This is a genomic window from Serratia sp. BIGb0163, from assembly GCF_024809935.1.
Taxonomy (GTDB): domain Bacteria; phylum Pseudomonadota; class Gammaproteobacteria; order Enterobacterales; family Enterobacteriaceae; genus Serratia; species Serratia quinivorans.
Map to the genome: position 1 here is coordinate 1,801,765 of NZ_JANUDZ010000001.1, position 15,267 is coordinate 1,817,031.

The window sequence follows — 15,267 nt, forward strand, 5'->3', positions numbered from 1 at the left end:
GATAGCGCCTCCGTTAAAATTACCGCCGTACTTTAGTGCCTTTGCGGCGCGTCAGCATAAAGCCAACCCACAACAGCAAGATCCACACCGGCATCAGTAATACCGAGATACGGATCCCCTCGCTGAAATACATAATCACCAGAATCAGGCTCAGGAACACCAGGCACAGATAGTTGCCGAAGGGGTACCACAAGGCCTTGAAGACCGGGATCACGCCCTGGCGATTTTTCGCCGCGCGGAATCGCAGGTGTGCCAGACAAATCATCACCCAGTTAATCACCAGGGTGGACACCACCAGCGCCATCAACAACTCAAACGCCTTGCCGGGCATGACATAGTTGATCAGCACGCCGACGGAGGTCACCAGCGCCGACAGCGCGATCGACAATACCGGGACACCACGCTTATTCACCCGGGTCAATGCCTTGGGCGCATTCCCCTGTGTCGCCAGCCCGAACAGCATACGGCTATTGGCATAGACCCCGCTGTTATACACCGACAGCGCTGCAGTCAGCACCACCACGTTCAGCAGGGTCGCCACCAGGTTGCTGTTCAACGCATGGAAAATCATCACGAACGGGCTGCCGCCTTCCACCACTTTGTGCCAGGGATAGAGTGAAAGCAGTACCGTCAACGAACCGATATAAAAAATCAGGATGCGGTACACCACCTGATTGGTGGCCTTGGGAATGCTGCGACGCGGATCGGCCGCTTCGGCGGCGGTAATACCCACCATCTCCAGCCCACCGAATGAGAACATGATCACCGCCATCGCCATCACCAACCCTTCGATGCCGTGTGGCATAAAGCCGCCCTGCTCCCACAGGTTGTTGATACTGGCTTGCGGACCGCCGTTGCCGCTGGCCAAAAGCCAGGCACCGAAAACAATCATGCCGACAATCGCCACCACCTTGATAATGGCAAACCAAAACTCGGTTTCGCCGTACAGCCGCACATTAACCAGGTTGATCAAATTTATCAGGACAAAGAATACCGCGGCGGAAACCCAGGTAGGGATGTCCGGCCACCAATATTGAATGTAGATGCCAACCGCGGTCAGTTCGGCCATGCCGACCAAAATGAACATCGCCCAGTAGTTCCAGCCGGAAAGAAAACCGGCAAAATCACCCCAGTATTTATAGGCAAAGTGGCTGAACGAACCCGCAACCGGCTCTTCAACCACCATCTCACCCAATTGCCGCATGATCAAAAAAGCGATAAAGCCGCCGATGGCATAGCCCAGCAGCACCGAAGGGCCAGCCATTTTAATGGTCTGTGCAATGCCGAGAAACAGGCCGGTGCCAATGGCGCCGCCCAGGGCGATAAGTTGTATATGTCTGTTTTTTAAACCGCGTTTTAGCGGGGTATCCTGCTGCTGACCGCCCATCTTATCCTCATATGGCGTGGGATCCTGTCGCTTTTGCGCAAGATTTCGCCAATCAATAAATGTATCTGCGGGCGGCTTTTTAACACTTAACCCCGTGAGCATCAAGGAGTAGCACCCCGGCAAGGATGGCCAGGGCGCTATTTTAGACTGGGAGTAACCCTATAGAGAGGAGGTTTTTAGCCGGACAGGCCGCACAACTTGGTCAGATTGCGCGCGCCAATCATCAGCGTAGCGACGTAGGATTGACGACGCGTTACCACTTCGACCGCCACGCGATCGTTTTGATATTTTATCAGATAGGTTGACGGCCAGCCCTGTCGGCGCTGACCGAAGCTTTCGGCATGACGATCGATTGCCGCATGGGCAACCACCAGATGAGACAAGTTTTTATCACCTTTAATAATGCGCTTCATAAACAGGCTCCGCCAGAGACAAGTTCTGTTGTCATAAAAAGGGAAAGTCATCAGTAATTCTGGTGTTTCAACGTACCATTTCGTTAGTTTGCTGGCTCAGCAGGAAACAGATCATTGCCGCGCGCAGTGGGCTGCTGCAATCCGCCTGCCACTCGCCACGCTGGGTGCTCATGCGTGCCTGCCACTGCGAGCTATCGCTTTGAGTATCGGCATTCAGACTGATTTTATTGGCGCAGATAATCGGCCAGGCATCGGAGGGGTTCTTGCAATAATCTTTACCTTTCACGCCGCCGTAAGGATACCACTTGTCCGGGTTTTCTCCGGTGATCAGCGCAATGCTGCGGTTCACTTCGGCGTCGCTTTCTTCATACCATTTAATCATCGGCTTTATCCATCTTTCGTAGAGTTGGCGCTACATTACGACGCCAATACGACAGATTTATGACAATGGGATGGCTTTTAATATTATCTATACTAATGTTTTTCGGCGCAACGCGGGTGGCACTGCCACCCGGCAGAAAGTTTGATTAACGCTCGGGGATAAAACCTTTGAAATCCAGCGTCGGGCTGAGATCGTCATCGTCCGTCACGCTATCGCCGCGCGCGCTTTGCGCCAGGCTTTTCAATAACGCGGTTTGTTGACGCTGCTGCTCGGCAATTTCCTGCAGCAGGCGGATCTGCTCATTGGCTCGCACACTGGCGCGATTCACCAGGAACCAGATCCATAATCCCACCAACAATGCCAACACGGCGACAACCAGCGACACCAGGCTATTCGGACCAAAACCTAAATCGTACATGGACAACCCTATCTACTGCTAAAAACAGGCGGACATCTTAGCACTCCGGGCGCAGGCTCGAACATCCCGATAGAAAATTGTTACGCACCGCTACGCAACTCACCAGGGAACGAAACGGGTGACGGAGCAAACTCCCAACGCAAATGTGCCCCCCGCATCGCAATAGCTATCCAGCGCCAACAGATAAAAGAACAGGCAGGCAGCAAGGAAGGCTATTATCACGAGGATTTTTTTCCGCAACAAATTTAGCAGCCTCATTGTTATCTTGATAATTTGTTCCGAATGTATCACAGCCAACTTAAACGAACTTTAACCTGTCGTTTAGAAACCAGTGCCAGCACCACTTTTCAGATTGTTACCATTGCGGCCCGTTCTTCCGCATGGCTATATCGCAACGAAGATAAATAACAAGGAGTCACAATGGGTAAGCTGATTAAATGGGCGGTTCTGCTGGCGGTAGTTTATGGCGCGTTTTTGTTCTCGGGATATGGCGTATTGGTCGGTAGCAATAAAAACGTCGGGGGATTGGGATTGCAATGTAAGTACATGACGGCACGCAACCTGGTGATTGCCCAGTATCTGCATGGTGACAACGGCCTGATTGGCGTTGCCGACTGCCCGCTGTTCAAGAAAGTCGAAACGGTGGTGGATTAATCACCACCGCCCAAACCGTCGCTCAGCGGCGGTTTCCCCTCAGTTGCGGGTAAACTTCATTTCAATCAGCGCGATCGCTTTTTCAATCGCCCGCCAGGTCACGGGATCGGCACCGGCTGGGTGAGTAGTAAAATCGATGCTTTTCAACTGGTTGGCCATCTTGTCCCGCACCTCGGTGGGTGCGATTACATCGATAACATCCAGGATCTGTTTGATCACCAATTGGCAGGCTACCAGGTCGGAAGCCAATTCCTGATCGTTGTTCAGCATGTCGGACATAATACCTTTCCTTCTTGATTCAGACGCCGCACACAATAGCATGCCGACTGGCGCTTTGCTGCCCCCTGGCCGTTTGCCGCTGAATTTTCAACGTTATTGCGCATTGGGCGTCAAAACACCCGGCTGAATTGACCTATACTTGGGGCTTGAGCGGCGCGCATTTCGGCGTATCCCTCAGCCACACCCCAACAGGAGAAAGTTATGGCAAACCACAATGTGAAATCCTGGGCTACCGTGCGTGAGACTTCGGTTGAGATCGCCGAGGCTATTTTTGAACTGGCGAAAAATGACGAGGTTTTGGCACAAAAAATCTGGGAAGAAGGCAGTGACGAAGCGTTGCAAATGGCCTTTGCCAAAACCAGCGCCGACCAGCTGTACTGGGGCGAAGAAACCGTGGAGCGGAAAAACGTCTGATCGGCAAACGCTCATCAATAAAAAGCCCGGGTCACTGATTGCCCAGGCTTTTTCGGTAGTCTGTCAGACCCCTTTTGGGATCATGTTCTGCCCTGATTTCACGGTTCTTCACCTCCCACACCTTCCGCATTATTCATTCTCATCACCGGTGTCACCATAAAAGCGGCTACACCTACAATTACAACCAGAGTAATAATCACTGTCATTAACATGCGATCACCCCATCAACGCTGAATTGTCACGGCTGACTCTGCTTAGGCTGTTATTTTTGCGACCTGACCCACTTCGGTAGCAGCGGCAGCGGGCAAGCCCAGATTAGCCGTTTTCCCTTCGGTCTGACAAGCCACCTGACAATGGTTTTTCCGAATAATTTCACCCGGGTGTCGGCGGCTTTTTTGTCCATGGCGGCAAGTTGTGTATACTTCAGCGCTATGTAGATCTCACACAGACGCACTGATGATACAAGAACACCACCTCTCATTAGTCTGCGCCCTCAGTAAATGGGTCGAAACTCACCTTGGAAGAGTGATCCATCTTGAAGAGCTGGCCGAATACTCCGGCTACTCTCTGTGGCACATGCAGAAGTTGTTCAAAGAAGCGACCGGGATTTCGCTGGGCAAGTACATCCGCGAACGCAGGCTGGCCGGTGCGGTTTACCAGTTGCGTAGCAGTGACGCCTCTATTTTCGACATCGCCCTCGATTTTGGTTTCGGCTCACAGTCACACTTCACTTATATGTTCAGAAAGCGCTTCGATATCACGCCTTATGATTTTCGTCAGGATTTAAGCGTGGATCTGCATATCGCTCCACCGCTGCACGTCATTCATCAAAAGACCGCCTGACCGACTTTCCCGCCGCCGCTAGCGGCGGGTTAATGCGTCCACAGTACCGCCACCAGGCCAATCAACGCGGGCAACGCCTGTACCCTGAGAATTTTACGGCTGGCCGTCAACCCGCCAAACACACCCGCCACCAGCACACAACCAAGGAAAAATAGCTGTATCGCAGGCTCGTCTCGCCAGACGCCCCATGCCAGTCCTGCTGCCAGAAAGCCGTTATACAGCCCCTGATTGGCCGCCAACACCCGCGTTGCCGCAGCAAACTCGGCGGTAGTAGCGAACACTCGTCTGCCGGTGGGCTTCTGCCAAAGGAACATTTCCAGGATCAGGATATACAGATGAATCGCGGCAATTAGCAGCACTATTATATTAGAAATAATTATCATTTTATTTTGCAGGGTTAATCAGGTATTAGGTTTAACAAGTATAACCACACTCTGAATATTGCGAATATGCAGACATAAAAAAACCCGCCAGGGCGGGTTTATTGCATAATCATTCAGAGTTAGTTAAGAACAACAACCAGCATCGCTGCGATCGAGATCCAAAAAGCCGCCGTTGCAATAACAACATGGGATAATCTTGCACGATAGAGTACTTGGCTCATAATGACCTCACAGGCTTCAGACTAGCGGTGGACAACATCACTTCTTGAGATTTATCTTAATCCACTGCTCCGACCTTTTATTTGCGCCAGATCACTATTTACCAGATAAACTATATTTACGCCCAAACATGGAATTTCGATCACATTATTTTAACGTTAATAGAGCGAAATGAATAAAACCATTAGTTTGTTATAGCCTGATGATATCAAACATCGCTCCAGGGCAGGCGGGGCGCGGCCATGCGCGGGCCGGAATAGCCTACAACATCGGGAAAACGCCTATTCCCCTGCTCCCAGTCATGCTGCGCACGGGCAATCTCCTGCTTGTTGTGCCCAACAAAATTCCACCAAATGAGAATCTCTTCGCTTAATGGAACTCCGCCGATTAATAACCCCCGGCTTCCTTTCTTGGCATGTAACCCGATACGGTTAAGATTCTTACCTAAATAGGCAAACTCATTGGGTGAAAAATTTTCATCATTAAGCTCAAATGCACCAATAAGGGGCAAAAAGCCTATTTCAAAATCTTCACGCAGGGGCAACTGCAAATAGCCGTCGGCCTGCCATTCCAGATCAATGGCGATTAATGGTGAAAGAGTAAACACCGGAGAGCGATATTGTTCAAACTCCCCCACCAACAAAGTCTGTTTGACCGCATCACTGACCCAACATGGCAAATCAGGATAATGATCAAAACGCGGCGCCATATCGGCATGTTCGGCCGGCAAGGCGATCCATAATTGCGCGGCATGCAAACGCCGCTGTTCTCCGGTTGATTGCTCGGTATGCGTGATACCCTGCCCTGCGGTCATTAGATTGACCTGGCCGGGCCGTATAATCTGCTCACTGCCCAGGCTGTCACGGTGCAGCACTTCCCCTTCAATCATCCAGGTAAAGGTCTGCAGACCAATATGCGGGTGCGGGCCAACATCCATCCCCTGCGAAGAACCGCTGAAAACCGAGGGTCCGGCATGGTCGAGAAAGCACCAGGCACCCACGGTGCGCCGCTCACGGGTAGGCAAGGCACGATTAATCCCTATGCCGCCGACTTCGGCATTGCGTACGGCAATACGTTGGATCTGACGGACACCGTCAACCACGGGACAATCACGGGAAGATGAAGAATGAGTTGGGCGGGAATTGCTCATGATAAAACGCCTCCAGAACGTCACACAGGTGAGTGAGTAGCCGGATGCCAGCTTAGCATGAGCCGGCATCCAGAACGCAACCTGTGAGGCCCTGGCGCTAGGACGACTTGATATAGCAACCCTTTATATCGACCTCATCGCGCGCATGCTTCAGATCGGAGAAGTAAGTCACACCAAAGAGTATTGATACCACTAACAACACGGAAACCAGCAAGCCGATAACGGCCAACAGTTTGGTTTCATCGTGGAGATTGTGCTCCATTTTATCCCCTGTATTGAAAGACGTCATGTCAGCCACAGCGTGACTGACAGCGTAAAGATGATCAGGGAGCAAGACGCTATCGCCAGCACAATGACAGCAAATTGCGCATCTCCCAAAGTTTCACGGTAGTTTTTATCTTGTGAGGTATTACGTTGTTGTTTCACAGAATCTATCTTAACTCATCACGCGTTAACGTTTTTGTGAGGGGTGATTGATAAAAGCCCGTCATTGCGGGTTTATCAGATTCCGCGCCAATACCGCTCAGACCTCAAGAGTGGCAAGACGCTATCAATTTTCCTGCCGAGGGTCAACATTGGCTCAGAACTGAGATAGCGTAGAACCTATAGCATTCGAAAATCTTATTACTACTAGAAGATAATTAGCCTAACTTATACTAAATAAAATAAAAAAGCCCGACCAAAGATCGGGCCAGGCATAGGCTGTCGTTGTTACTCAGGAATACGCAGTACCTGCCCCGGATAGATTTTGTCCGGGCTGGACAACATTGGCTTGTTCGCTTCGAAAATCTTGTTGTACAGATTGGCGTTGCCATACACTTCTTTCGAAACTGCGCTCAGGGTGTCGCCCTTTTTCACGGTATAGAAGCGGCTTTCTGCAGCAGCCTGTTCAACCGACACCTTGTCTTCCACACCGCTGATGCCGGCGACATTCCCTACGGCCACCAGGATCTTCTCTTTCAGCTCCTGGCTGACTGCGTCCCCGGTCACCACCGCTTTACCGTCAACCACCTGCACATCAACCTTGTCGATACCCGGCAAACCGGTTTTATTGAGGTGATCCTTCAGCTTGGCGCTTTGGTCTTCAGCAGTGGCATTGCCGGTCACTGTGTCCCACAGTTTTTCGCCCGCTTCTTTGACGAAGTTAAACAAACCCATATTCACTCCTTTCGATGGTTACAATGTTGCATTGACTTAAGGCTAGTTAAGCTTAGCACTGCAAGAGGGATATTCCATTGGCCCTGAGGTATTAAGCGGTTAGAGTAATCCGAAAGTGCCATCCTGGGTTGCCAATCGGCCCGGTTGCAGCAAGCCCGAGATGAAACAATCGCCGACTTTACCTACAATAAGGTTATGGAAGAGTCGATGAAGGACATGAGACGCGATGTACGCCTTGGTGATGTTTGTCTGTTATCTGGATGGTGGTTGCGCCGATATCGTGGTTGACGTACTGCGCGATGAACGCCAGTGCCTGATCAGCATGAAAGAACAGAACCTGCGCCATGCCGGTTGTTTTCCGTTTGAAGATTTTATCGATGGTTTCTGGTTACCTGCCAACGAATATGCCCCGATGTAAGAGGTCGGACAACTTTTCCGCTATTTTCCTTTGAGGAATTTCCTAATTCATCGGAAAATCGGTATACCGACGATGTTTTATGCCGCCAGTTTGCTAAATTGCCTCACCCGAACGATATGGAGACGGTGTCATGCCCGTATCTACCCTCTCAAACGAACATTATGAAGCCCTGCTACGCGACGTCAGCCTGGTGGTCGGCGGCGCAGTGATCCAGCTGATCAATCTCAATAAAAAAATTTCCGGTAATAATATTCTGGCCCATTTGGTTAACGAGATTGAGCATGAGACCAATCAACAGCGCTCTGCCACATTGCGCTCCGCCATTGAAGTGATGGGGCAAGCCCCCAGAGGATAGTGGCTCCCATAAAAGAAAAGGCAGAGCTAGCGCTCTGCCTCATTACCCTTTGATCCCGACACAGGAGAAGGTAATAGCGTTGAAACTTAGAAACGATAGGTCAGGTTCACTGCCACGATATCGTCGGTGCTCAGTTTCAGCTTGTTATCGTCGTTCAACTGGTTGATTTTATAGTCAACATAGGTGTACATGTTTTTGTTGAAGTAGTAAGTCGCACCCACTTCCACGTATTTCACCAGATCGACGTCGCCAATCCCTTCGATATCCTTGCCTTTGGACTGCACGTAGGCCAGAGATGGACGCAGACCGTTTTCAAACTGGTACTGAGCCACAACTTCGAAGTTCTGCGTTTTGTTGGCGAAGCCGGAAATGCCGTTGCCGCTGATTGGCGTCATGTTACGCGTATCGGCGTACATGGCGGCCAGGTAAACCTGGTTGGCGTCATACTTAATTGCCGTGGTCCAGGCTGTTGCGCTGTCGCCTTTACCGTACTCGGATTCTTTCTGCTTGCTGGTGCGGTTGGAGTCAGAGAATGCCGCCGCTACGCCGATGCCGGAACCGCCGATGTCCTGATAATCCAGGGACATGCCGTAACCGTCGCCGTTTTGCTTGCTCACGGCACGACCGTCACCGTCGTTTTTACCCTGGTACTGCAACGCCAGGTTCAGGCCTTCCACCAGACCGAAGAAATCGCGGTTACGGTAGGTTGCCAGACCGTTGGAACGTGCGGTCATGTAGTTATCGGTGTAGCTGTAGGAGTCACCGCCAAATTCCGGCAGCATGTCGGTGTAAGCTTCTGCGTCGTACACTACGCCGTAGTTACGACCGTAATCGAATGAACCGTAGTCAGCAAATTTCAGACCGGCAAAGCCCAGACGGGTTTTGGTGCCCGCGGTACCCTGCCCTTCGTCGTGGTTGGCCTGGACGTTGTATTCCCACTGGCCGTACCCGGTCAGTTGATCATTGATTTGCGTTTCGCCTTTAAAACCCAAACGGACATAAGTCTTGTCGCCGTCTTCGGATTTATCATCGCTGAAAACATGTTTGGCCGCTACACGACCATAGAGGTCGAGTTTATTGCCATCTTTATTATAAATTTCAGCCGCGTTGGCAAAGGAGGTGATTGCCCCGAGGGCAATAGCTAAGGCTAATACACTGCGTTTCATCATTTATTTTCCTAGATATTATAATTTTTAATTCCTGCCCATCACGCCCAATTTATGGTTTGGGCTGTGATCTTTATCATTTAGTGTTTTATGAGCGCCCCTAATTAAGGAGCCATGTGACATTAGCATCATGAATCCCAACTTCAAATAAAAAAGTTCATAAAACACCGTGGATAAAGCATGTTTATTTGTAAGTAAATATTACAATCAGCACACTAATCAAACCATTGATTATCATTGAAATTTACTACATAAGTTATAACCAATTTGGTGCAATGCACTAATTTGGTGCAGTTTGGTTTCTTTTTTGTATGCTTTCCATTCGATTCATAAATACCATGAAACTTAGCAGGGTTATGAATAACGTTACTTATTTCACATTTTTATCTGAGTAAAGTCATTGAGCTGATTTAGGGCTGTTACCCCGATTTAAGGCAAGCTTTTACCGATTCGAATAATTAATTCGATTCAAATTACCAAAAATTACAATGGGAGAGAGGTAAGGATAAAAAAGGAAAAAACAAATCTCAGAATATAACCCAGAGGAAATAAGAGAAATAATTAGCATTATATACCGAGGTTATTTGAGGTTGCAGCCAACATCGCTACAACCTTAAATAGCATAAGAATAAAACCGCCTTATAAGGCGTTCTTTCAATATAGCGTGCTGCGCGGCGCTTCAACCAGCACCATGCCGGCACGCAACCCAAGCGCTACCCCTGGGTTAGGGAACAATATCCATTCGCTGACATGCTGAACCCGGTACTCTTCGCCAGGCTGCTCACACAGCAGCGTTCCCTGCTTCAGCTCGGTAAAGTTGGCGGTATCATCACTGAGATGCAACCTGAACTCTTCACTACGCTTAATCAGCGAGCGTTCAACGCGGAATATTCGCAGTTCACTTCCTGACCGCAACGGCAAAGTCTCCCCGCTCACCGCCGCCTGCAGTGCACGGTTAATGGCGGCAAACTGCTGCAGATCGTTCGCGCCGAACGGTCGCGCCTTACCCAGCTCCAGCGTGCAGCTGGCGGCGCCGGCATGTTCGCTGGTGAAATGGCTGAAGGTACCGCCCGGTGCGCTGTGGATCACCAATGCATCCAAATCGGCTGCGTCCAGCAAGGCCAGCATCTCTGCACCGTAAGGTCGCGTCTGGAAAGGCAGAATACCAAAACGCGGCAGGCGCGAATCACGGATTGCCGTATGCAGATCATAATGGAAACGTGCAGCGCCCTCATCGGCGAAAAACTCCGCGATAACCTGCTCCAGCTGCTGCGCCCGCGCGGTTTCACCGCTGTGGTCAAAATCGCGGTAGCGTCCGCCAAACATCCGGTTCATGTCACTGTGCAGATAACGCTTTCCGGCACGCATCGCCGCCGGATTACCCAGCACCACCAGCAGCCGAACCGCCAGGGGACGATCGCCGTTGAGCAGGTCTTTGACCAACTGATTCAACAGCTCAATAGGGGCGGTTTCATTGCCGTGGATACCCGCAGAAAGTACCACCGCCTGACGGTAACCTGGCTTCGGGGTCATTTCCAGCAGGCCTTCCGTCAGCCAACGCCAGTGCAAATTCGCATTTTCGCCCTGTTGCTCAGCGGGAACCTGCCCCGCCAGCGTCAGGGCCAACAAATCAAACATGGTGGCTCCGTCTATTGTTGGAAAGGATAAACCGAACCCAACCCGAGGATGGTTGTCAGGGAGTCCAGCGCTTCACGCCCTTCACGCAACAGTTGCGGATCGGCCAGGTCATTTTGCGTCAGGCGATCGCGGTAATAGCGATCGACCCATTCATTGAGCGTGACGAACAGGCTATCGTTCATCATCACGCGCGGATTAACCGCCCGCAGCTCCTGCTCATTCAGTGCCACACGCAGCCGCAAACAGGCAGGCCCGCCGCCATTGCGCATGCTCTCACGCAGATCGAATACCTTGATTTCGTCAATAGGCCCACCGCTGGCCACCATCTCGCTCAGGTAACTCCAGACGCCGCTGTGCTGGCGCGACTCTTCGGGTACCACGATCATCATCTTGCCGTTTGGCTTGGTCAGGATCTGGCTGTTAAACAGGTAGGTTGCCACCGCATCCGCCACGGAAACCCGCGTCGTCGGCACTTCAATCGCCACCAGTTCGCTGTCCAGCGTCGCCATCTTGCGACGCACTTCATCCAGCGCCTGTTGCTGCCGATAAAAAGCCTGCTGATGATGGAACAGCACGTTCTGGTTGCTGACGGCAATCACGTCGTTATGGAACACGCCCTGATCGATCACCTCCGGATTCTGCTGCACAAACACCGTGTGCTGCTCATCCAACTGGTGCAGACGGGCAATGGCCTCCCCGGCTTCACGCGTCTGGCGCGCCGGATAACGCGTTGGGGCAATTTCGCCACCAAACTCCTGACGGCCGTAAACAAACATCTGCACGCTGCGCTTGCCGTAGTCGCCACCCAGGCGGTTGTGGTTCGCCGCGCCTTCGTCACCAAACAGCGCCACCTGCGGCAAAGCCTCATGATGGGCGAAATGGCGGGGATCGTTAAACATCGCTCGCAGTACGCCAGAGGTGGTTTCAGCCTCAATCGCACGATGGAATTTATTGTTCAGATTGGCGGCAGTAAAATGCACCTTGCCATCAGCACTGTCCGCGGAAGGCGATACCGTGGCCGCATTGGCGGTCCACATGCAGGAAGCCGAACTGAGCGCGGACAGCAGCCGCGGGGATTGCTGCATCGCCTGCGCCAACACGCTTTCATCGCTGCCGCTGAAGCCCAGTTTACGTAACATCGGCACATGCGGGCGTTCCTGCGGCGGTAAAACCCCCTGCTGGAAACCGAGATCGGCCAACGCCTTCATCTTCAGCAAGCCTTGCTTGGCCGCCAGTTTCGGGTTCGACACGCTATTTTGGTGCTGGGTCGAAGCCTCATTACCAAATGACAATCCGGCGTAGTGATGCGTCAGGCCCACCAGACCATCGAAATTGACTTCATATCCTGACATGCTGTTCTCCTGATCTTGTAGGGGCGCTGCATGCTGCGCCCCTACAGTAACAACGCTGTGGCTTGAAAAGCGGCGGCTAAAACTTAATTAAATGACAGTCCTGGTGACAGGCTGGCCGGCAACGTCAAACTTTCGCTTTCCAGCGACGCCATTGGCCAGGCGCAATAATCCGCCGCGTAGTAGGCGCTTGGACGATGGTTGCCGGAGGCCCCCACACCGCCGAACGGTGCCGCACTGGAAGCCCCGGTCAACGGCTTGTTCCAGTTGACGATACCGGCGCGCGCTTCCAGCAACAGGTGATCAAAGCGCTCACGCTGCGGCGATACCAGACCGACCGACAGGCCATAGCGCGTCTGGTTGGCGATACGCACGGCTTCATCAAAGTCGTTATAGCGAATGATGGTCGTCAGTGGGCCAAAGTACTCTTCGTCCGGCACGTCACGCACGCCGGTCACGTCAATAATGCCGGGGCTGAGCAACGCACTGCCGCTTTCCAGGCGCTGCATGGTCAGCAAGGCTTTGCCGCCCAGCGACAGCAGGTGATGTTGTGCCGCCAGCATTTTTTCTGCCGCCGCGGAAGAGATCACCCCGCCCATAAACGGCTGGGGTTCAGCGTCCCAACGCCCAATACGCAACGCACTGGCTACCTGCACCAAACGCTCGATAAAGGCATCGCCCTCGCTGCCGCGTTTCACCAGAATACGGCGCGAACAGGTGCAGCGCTGCCCGGCGGAAATAAACGCCGACTGGATCGCCAGGTTGACCGCCGCATCGCAGTCTTCAATCTGGTCAACAATCAGCGCGTTGTTGCCGCCCATTTCCAAGGCCAGAATTTTCTCAGGCTGCCCCGCCAACTGACGATGCAGGTGATAACCGGTGCCGGCGCTGCCGGTAAACAGCAGACCGTCGATATCGGTGCTGGCGGCCAGCGCCTCGCCGGTTTCACGTCCGCCTTGCACCATATTAATCACCCCGTCAGGCAAACCGGCCTGCTGCCATAGTTTCAGGGTTTCCTCGGCGGTCTGCGGCGTCAGCTCACTCGGCTTGAACACCACCGTGTTACCCGCCAGCAAGGCAGGTACGATGTGCCCATTGGGTAAATGGCCGGGGAAGTTGTAAGGCCCAAACACCGCCAGCACGCCGTGTGGCCGGTGGCGCAGCACCGAAGCACCGTCCGCCATCGCGGTCTGGCTAACGCCGGTACGCGCCTGATAAGCCTGCAGGGAAATCGCCACTTTGCCGATCATCGCCTGGACTTCGGTCAGCGTCTCCCAACGGGGTTTGCTGGTTTCACGGCTGATGGTGGCCGCCAAATGCGACTTGTGCTCTTCCAACAGCACAGCAAAACGTTTTACCAACTGTTCGCGTTGTTCAAACGGCGTGCGCGCCCAGGCCGGGAATGCGGCACGAGCGGCTTCACAAGCGGCGGCCACATCGCTGCCGTCGGCGGCGTTAGCCTGCCACAGCGGCTGATTGTCGACCGGATCGGTTTTGCTGAATTCAGCACCACGGCCCTGCTGCCAGGCGCCATTAATAAACAGTGCAGGATGTGACATTACGCTTTCTCCTGTGCAATAAGGGGGATAACCCGCACCGGGCTGCCTTGCTCAACGCCCAGCGCCGCAGCGGTGGCCGCATTGAGGTGCAGACGGTCGTCATACAGATCGGCATTGACCAGCAGTGCGCGGTAATTTTGATAATGATCGTTAGCCACCAGATGAACCGGCGCATCGGCGCGCATCGGCGTTTCATCCAGCACCACTTTCACCAGGCGGCTCTGCTTGACCGCACGGATATGATCGATTTCCGCTTCCAGCGTCGGGCCACCGTCGAAGATATCGACATAGCCCTGATAACGCAGGCCTTCCGACTCCAGTACGCGGCGCGCCGGTACCGTCTGCGGGTGCACTTCGCCAATCACTTTTTGCGCGTCTTCGGCCAGGAAATCGACATACAGCGGGTGCTTTGGCATCAGTTCGGCAATAAACGCCTTCTGACCGGTGCCGCTCAGGTAGTCCGCCTTGGCGAACTCGATGGAAAAGAAATGATTGCCAACGCTCTCCCAGAATGGGGAACGACCCTCTTCATCGGAGAAGCCACGCATTTCGGCAATCAGACGCTCAGAGAAACGCTCACGGAAAGCGGCAATAAACAGAAAACGCACCTTCGACAGCAGCTTACCGTTTTCGCCGTGACGGTAGTCCGGATCGAGGAACAGCGTGCACAGTTCGGAATGGCCGGTGTGATCGTTGCTGAGGAACAGCGTCGGCACCGATTTATACACATTCAACTGCTTGGAGGCATGCACCTGGGTGCCAACGCGGAAGCTATACCAGGGTTCGGTCAGGCCCACGGCCACTTCAATGGCACAAACCCCGACCGCCTGTTGGCGCTCCGTGTCTTCCAGCACAAACAGATAACACTGCTCACCACGCGGAAGTTCGCCTTGCCAGGTTTTTAACGCCCGCTCAATGCGTGCCAGCAAGGTATCTTCGTCTTGCGGCAGGGAAGTGAGACCGATGCCGGACTTACCGGCGAGCGTCAGTAAATCAGCCAAATCACGACGCTCTATAGGGCGAATAATCATCATAATGCGAACCTCTTCTTAAGCAGGCTGCGCAGGTGAAGGCGCAGCCCG

The 15,267-nt window shown here is 52.8% G+C and carries 21 protein-coding genes; 5 read left to right on the forward strand and 16 right to left on the reverse strand.

Annotated features, from left to right (window positions below; all coding sequences use genetic code 11):
• Nucleotides 1–19: 19 nt before the first annotated feature.
• The 5 genes from M2406_RS08675 to mgrB all read right to left on the reverse strand — a co-directional run bounded on the left by M2406_RS08675 (nucleotide 20) and on the right by mgrB (nucleotide 2,858).
• Nucleotides 20–1,387, reverse strand: coding sequence for an amino acid permease (locus M2406_RS08675; RefSeq protein WP_135344213.1), 1,368 nt, complete (start codon nucleotides 1,385–1,387; stop codon nucleotides 20–22).
• 176 nt (nucleotides 1,388–1,563) lie between these two features.
• Nucleotides 1,564–1,800: a DUF4060 family protein gene (locus tag M2406_RS08680; RefSeq protein ID WP_012145549.1), complete on the reverse strand. Its 237-nt coding sequence runs from the start codon at nucleotides 1,798–1,800 to the stop codon at nucleotides 1,564–1,566.
• Between the two features lie 67 nt (nucleotides 1,801–1,867).
• Nucleotides 1,868–2,182 (reverse strand): phage protein NinX family protein, encoded by a 315-nt coding sequence (locus tag M2406_RS08685; protein ID WP_012145550.1) that lies wholly within the window; start codon nucleotides 2,180–2,182, stop codon nucleotides 1,868–1,870.
• Between the two features lie 145 nt (nucleotides 2,183–2,327).
• Nucleotides 2,328–2,600, reverse strand: coding sequence for a YebO family protein (locus M2406_RS08690; protein WP_012145551.1), 273 nt, complete (start codon nucleotides 2,598–2,600; stop codon nucleotides 2,328–2,330).
• A 99-nt stretch (nucleotides 2,601–2,699) separates the two neighbouring features.
• Nucleotides 2,700–2,858 carry a PhoP/PhoQ regulator MgrB gene (gene mgrB, locus M2406_RS08695; RefSeq protein WP_071593022.1) on the reverse strand — a complete coding sequence of 53 codons (159 nt, stop codon included), beginning with the start codon at nucleotides 2,856–2,858 and terminating at the stop codon, nucleotides 2,700–2,702.
• Nucleotides 2,859–3,020: 162 nt separating this feature from the next.
• On the opposite strand from mgrB, the gene M2406_RS08700 reads away from it, so the two are divergent.
• The gene (locus M2406_RS08700; RefSeq protein ID WP_012145553.1) at nucleotides 3,021–3,254 is read left to right on the forward strand and encodes a YobH family protein; all 234 of its coding nucleotides are present in this window, start codon (nucleotides 3,021–3,023) and stop codon (nucleotides 3,252–3,254) included.
• A gap of 39 nt (nucleotides 3,255–3,293) precedes the next feature.
• Here M2406_RS08700 and M2406_RS08705 read toward each other — a convergent pair whose 3' ends face one another.
• Nucleotides 3,294–3,533 (reverse strand): DUF2766 domain-containing protein, encoded by a 240-nt coding sequence (locus M2406_RS08705; protein ID WP_259189647.1) that lies wholly within the window; start codon nucleotides 3,531–3,533, stop codon nucleotides 3,294–3,296.
• A gap of 201 nt (nucleotides 3,534–3,734) precedes the next feature.
• Here M2406_RS08705 and M2406_RS08710 point away from each other — a divergent pair, with 201 nt between their 5' ends.
• Both M2406_RS08710 and M2406_RS08715 read left to right on the forward strand, forming a co-directional pair.
• Nucleotides 3,735–3,947 carry a YccJ family protein gene (locus tag M2406_RS08710; RefSeq protein ID WP_012145555.1) on the forward strand — a complete coding sequence of 71 codons (213 nt, stop codon included), beginning with the start codon at nucleotides 3,735–3,737 and terminating at the stop codon, nucleotides 3,945–3,947.
• A gap of 456 nt (nucleotides 3,948–4,403) precedes the next feature.
• Nucleotides 4,404–4,790 carry a helix-turn-helix domain-containing protein gene (locus M2406_RS08715; protein ID WP_012145556.1) on the forward strand — a complete coding sequence of 129 codons (387 nt, stop codon included), beginning with the start codon at nucleotides 4,404–4,406 and terminating at the stop codon, nucleotides 4,788–4,790.
• A 29-nt stretch (nucleotides 4,791–4,819) separates the two neighbouring features.
• Here M2406_RS08715 and M2406_RS08720 read toward each other — a convergent pair whose 3' ends face one another.
• From M2406_RS08720 to lysM, 5 genes are all read right to left on the reverse strand, one after another.
• On the reverse strand, nucleotides 4,820–5,173 hold the full coding sequence (locus M2406_RS08720) for a DUF1304 domain-containing protein (protein WP_112362314.1): 354 nt from the start codon (nucleotides 5,171–5,173) through the stop codon (nucleotides 4,820–4,822).
• A 427-nt stretch (nucleotides 5,174–5,600) separates the two neighbouring features.
• A complete protein-coding gene (locus tag M2406_RS08725) occupies nucleotides 5,601–6,542 on the reverse strand; it encodes a pirin family protein (RefSeq protein WP_259189958.1) in 942 nt (313 codons plus the stop codon).
• A gap of 97 nt (nucleotides 6,543–6,639) precedes the next feature.
• Nucleotides 6,640–6,804 (reverse strand): hypothetical protein, encoded by a 165-nt coding sequence (locus tag M2406_RS08730; protein WP_017893125.1) that lies wholly within the window; start codon nucleotides 6,802–6,804, stop codon nucleotides 6,640–6,642.
• A 23-nt stretch (nucleotides 6,805–6,827) separates the two neighbouring features.
• Nucleotides 6,828–6,968: a hypothetical protein gene (locus M2406_RS08735; protein ID WP_165366775.1), complete on the reverse strand. Its 141-nt coding sequence runs from the start codon at nucleotides 6,966–6,968 to the stop codon at nucleotides 6,828–6,830.
• Between the two features lie 285 nt (nucleotides 6,969–7,253).
• Entirely contained in the window at nucleotides 7,254–7,700 is a 447-nt protein-coding gene (lysM, locus tag M2406_RS08740; protein WP_012145559.1) for a peptidoglycan-binding protein LysM, read from the reverse strand.
• Between the two features lie 226 nt (nucleotides 7,701–7,926).
• Here lysM and M2406_RS08745 point away from each other — a divergent pair, with 226 nt between their 5' ends.
• Entirely contained in the window at nucleotides 7,927–8,118 is a 192-nt protein-coding gene (locus tag M2406_RS08745; RefSeq protein ID WP_012145560.1) for a YebW family protein, read from the forward strand.
• A 130-nt stretch (nucleotides 8,119–8,248) separates the two neighbouring features.
• Nucleotides 8,249–8,473 carry a biofilm development regulator YmgB/AriR family protein gene (locus M2406_RS08750; protein WP_112362316.1) on the forward strand — a complete coding sequence of 75 codons (225 nt, stop codon included), beginning with the start codon at nucleotides 8,249–8,251 and terminating at the stop codon, nucleotides 8,471–8,473.
• Nucleotides 8,474–8,559: 86 nt separating this feature from the next.
• Here M2406_RS08750 and ompC read toward each other — a convergent pair whose 3' ends face one another.
• The 5 genes from ompC to astA all read right to left on the reverse strand — a co-directional run bounded on the left by ompC (nucleotide 8,560) and on the right by astA (nucleotide 15,219).
• Nucleotides 8,560–9,642, reverse strand: a complete 1,083-nt coding sequence (ompC, locus tag M2406_RS08755) for a porin OmpC (protein WP_012145562.1) — start codon at nucleotides 9,640–9,642, stop codon at nucleotides 8,560–8,562.
• 651 nt (nucleotides 9,643–10,293) lie between these two features.
• Nucleotides 10,294–11,277, reverse strand: a complete 984-nt coding sequence (astE, locus tag M2406_RS08760) for a succinylglutamate desuccinylase (protein WP_259189648.1) — start codon at nucleotides 11,275–11,277, stop codon at nucleotides 10,294–10,296.
• Between the two features lie 11 nt (nucleotides 11,278–11,288).
• The gene (astB, locus tag M2406_RS08765; protein WP_135344210.1) at nucleotides 11,289–12,629 is read right to left on the reverse strand and encodes an N-succinylarginine dihydrolase; all 1,341 of its coding nucleotides are present in this window, start codon (nucleotides 12,627–12,629) and stop codon (nucleotides 11,289–11,291) included.
• Nucleotides 12,630–12,712: 83 nt separating this feature from the next.
• A complete protein-coding gene (gene astD / locus M2406_RS08770) occupies nucleotides 12,713–14,185 on the reverse strand; it encodes a succinylglutamate-semialdehyde dehydrogenase (protein WP_259189649.1) in 1,473 nt (490 codons plus the stop codon).
• Complete coding sequence (astA, locus tag M2406_RS08775; protein WP_012145566.1) at nucleotides 14,185–15,219, reverse strand: arginine N-succinyltransferase; 1,035 nt, start codon at nucleotides 15,217–15,219, stop codon at nucleotides 14,185–14,187. The genes astD and astA overlap by 1 nt, the downstream gene beginning before the upstream one ends.
• Nucleotides 15,220–15,267 lie beyond the last annotated feature (48 nt).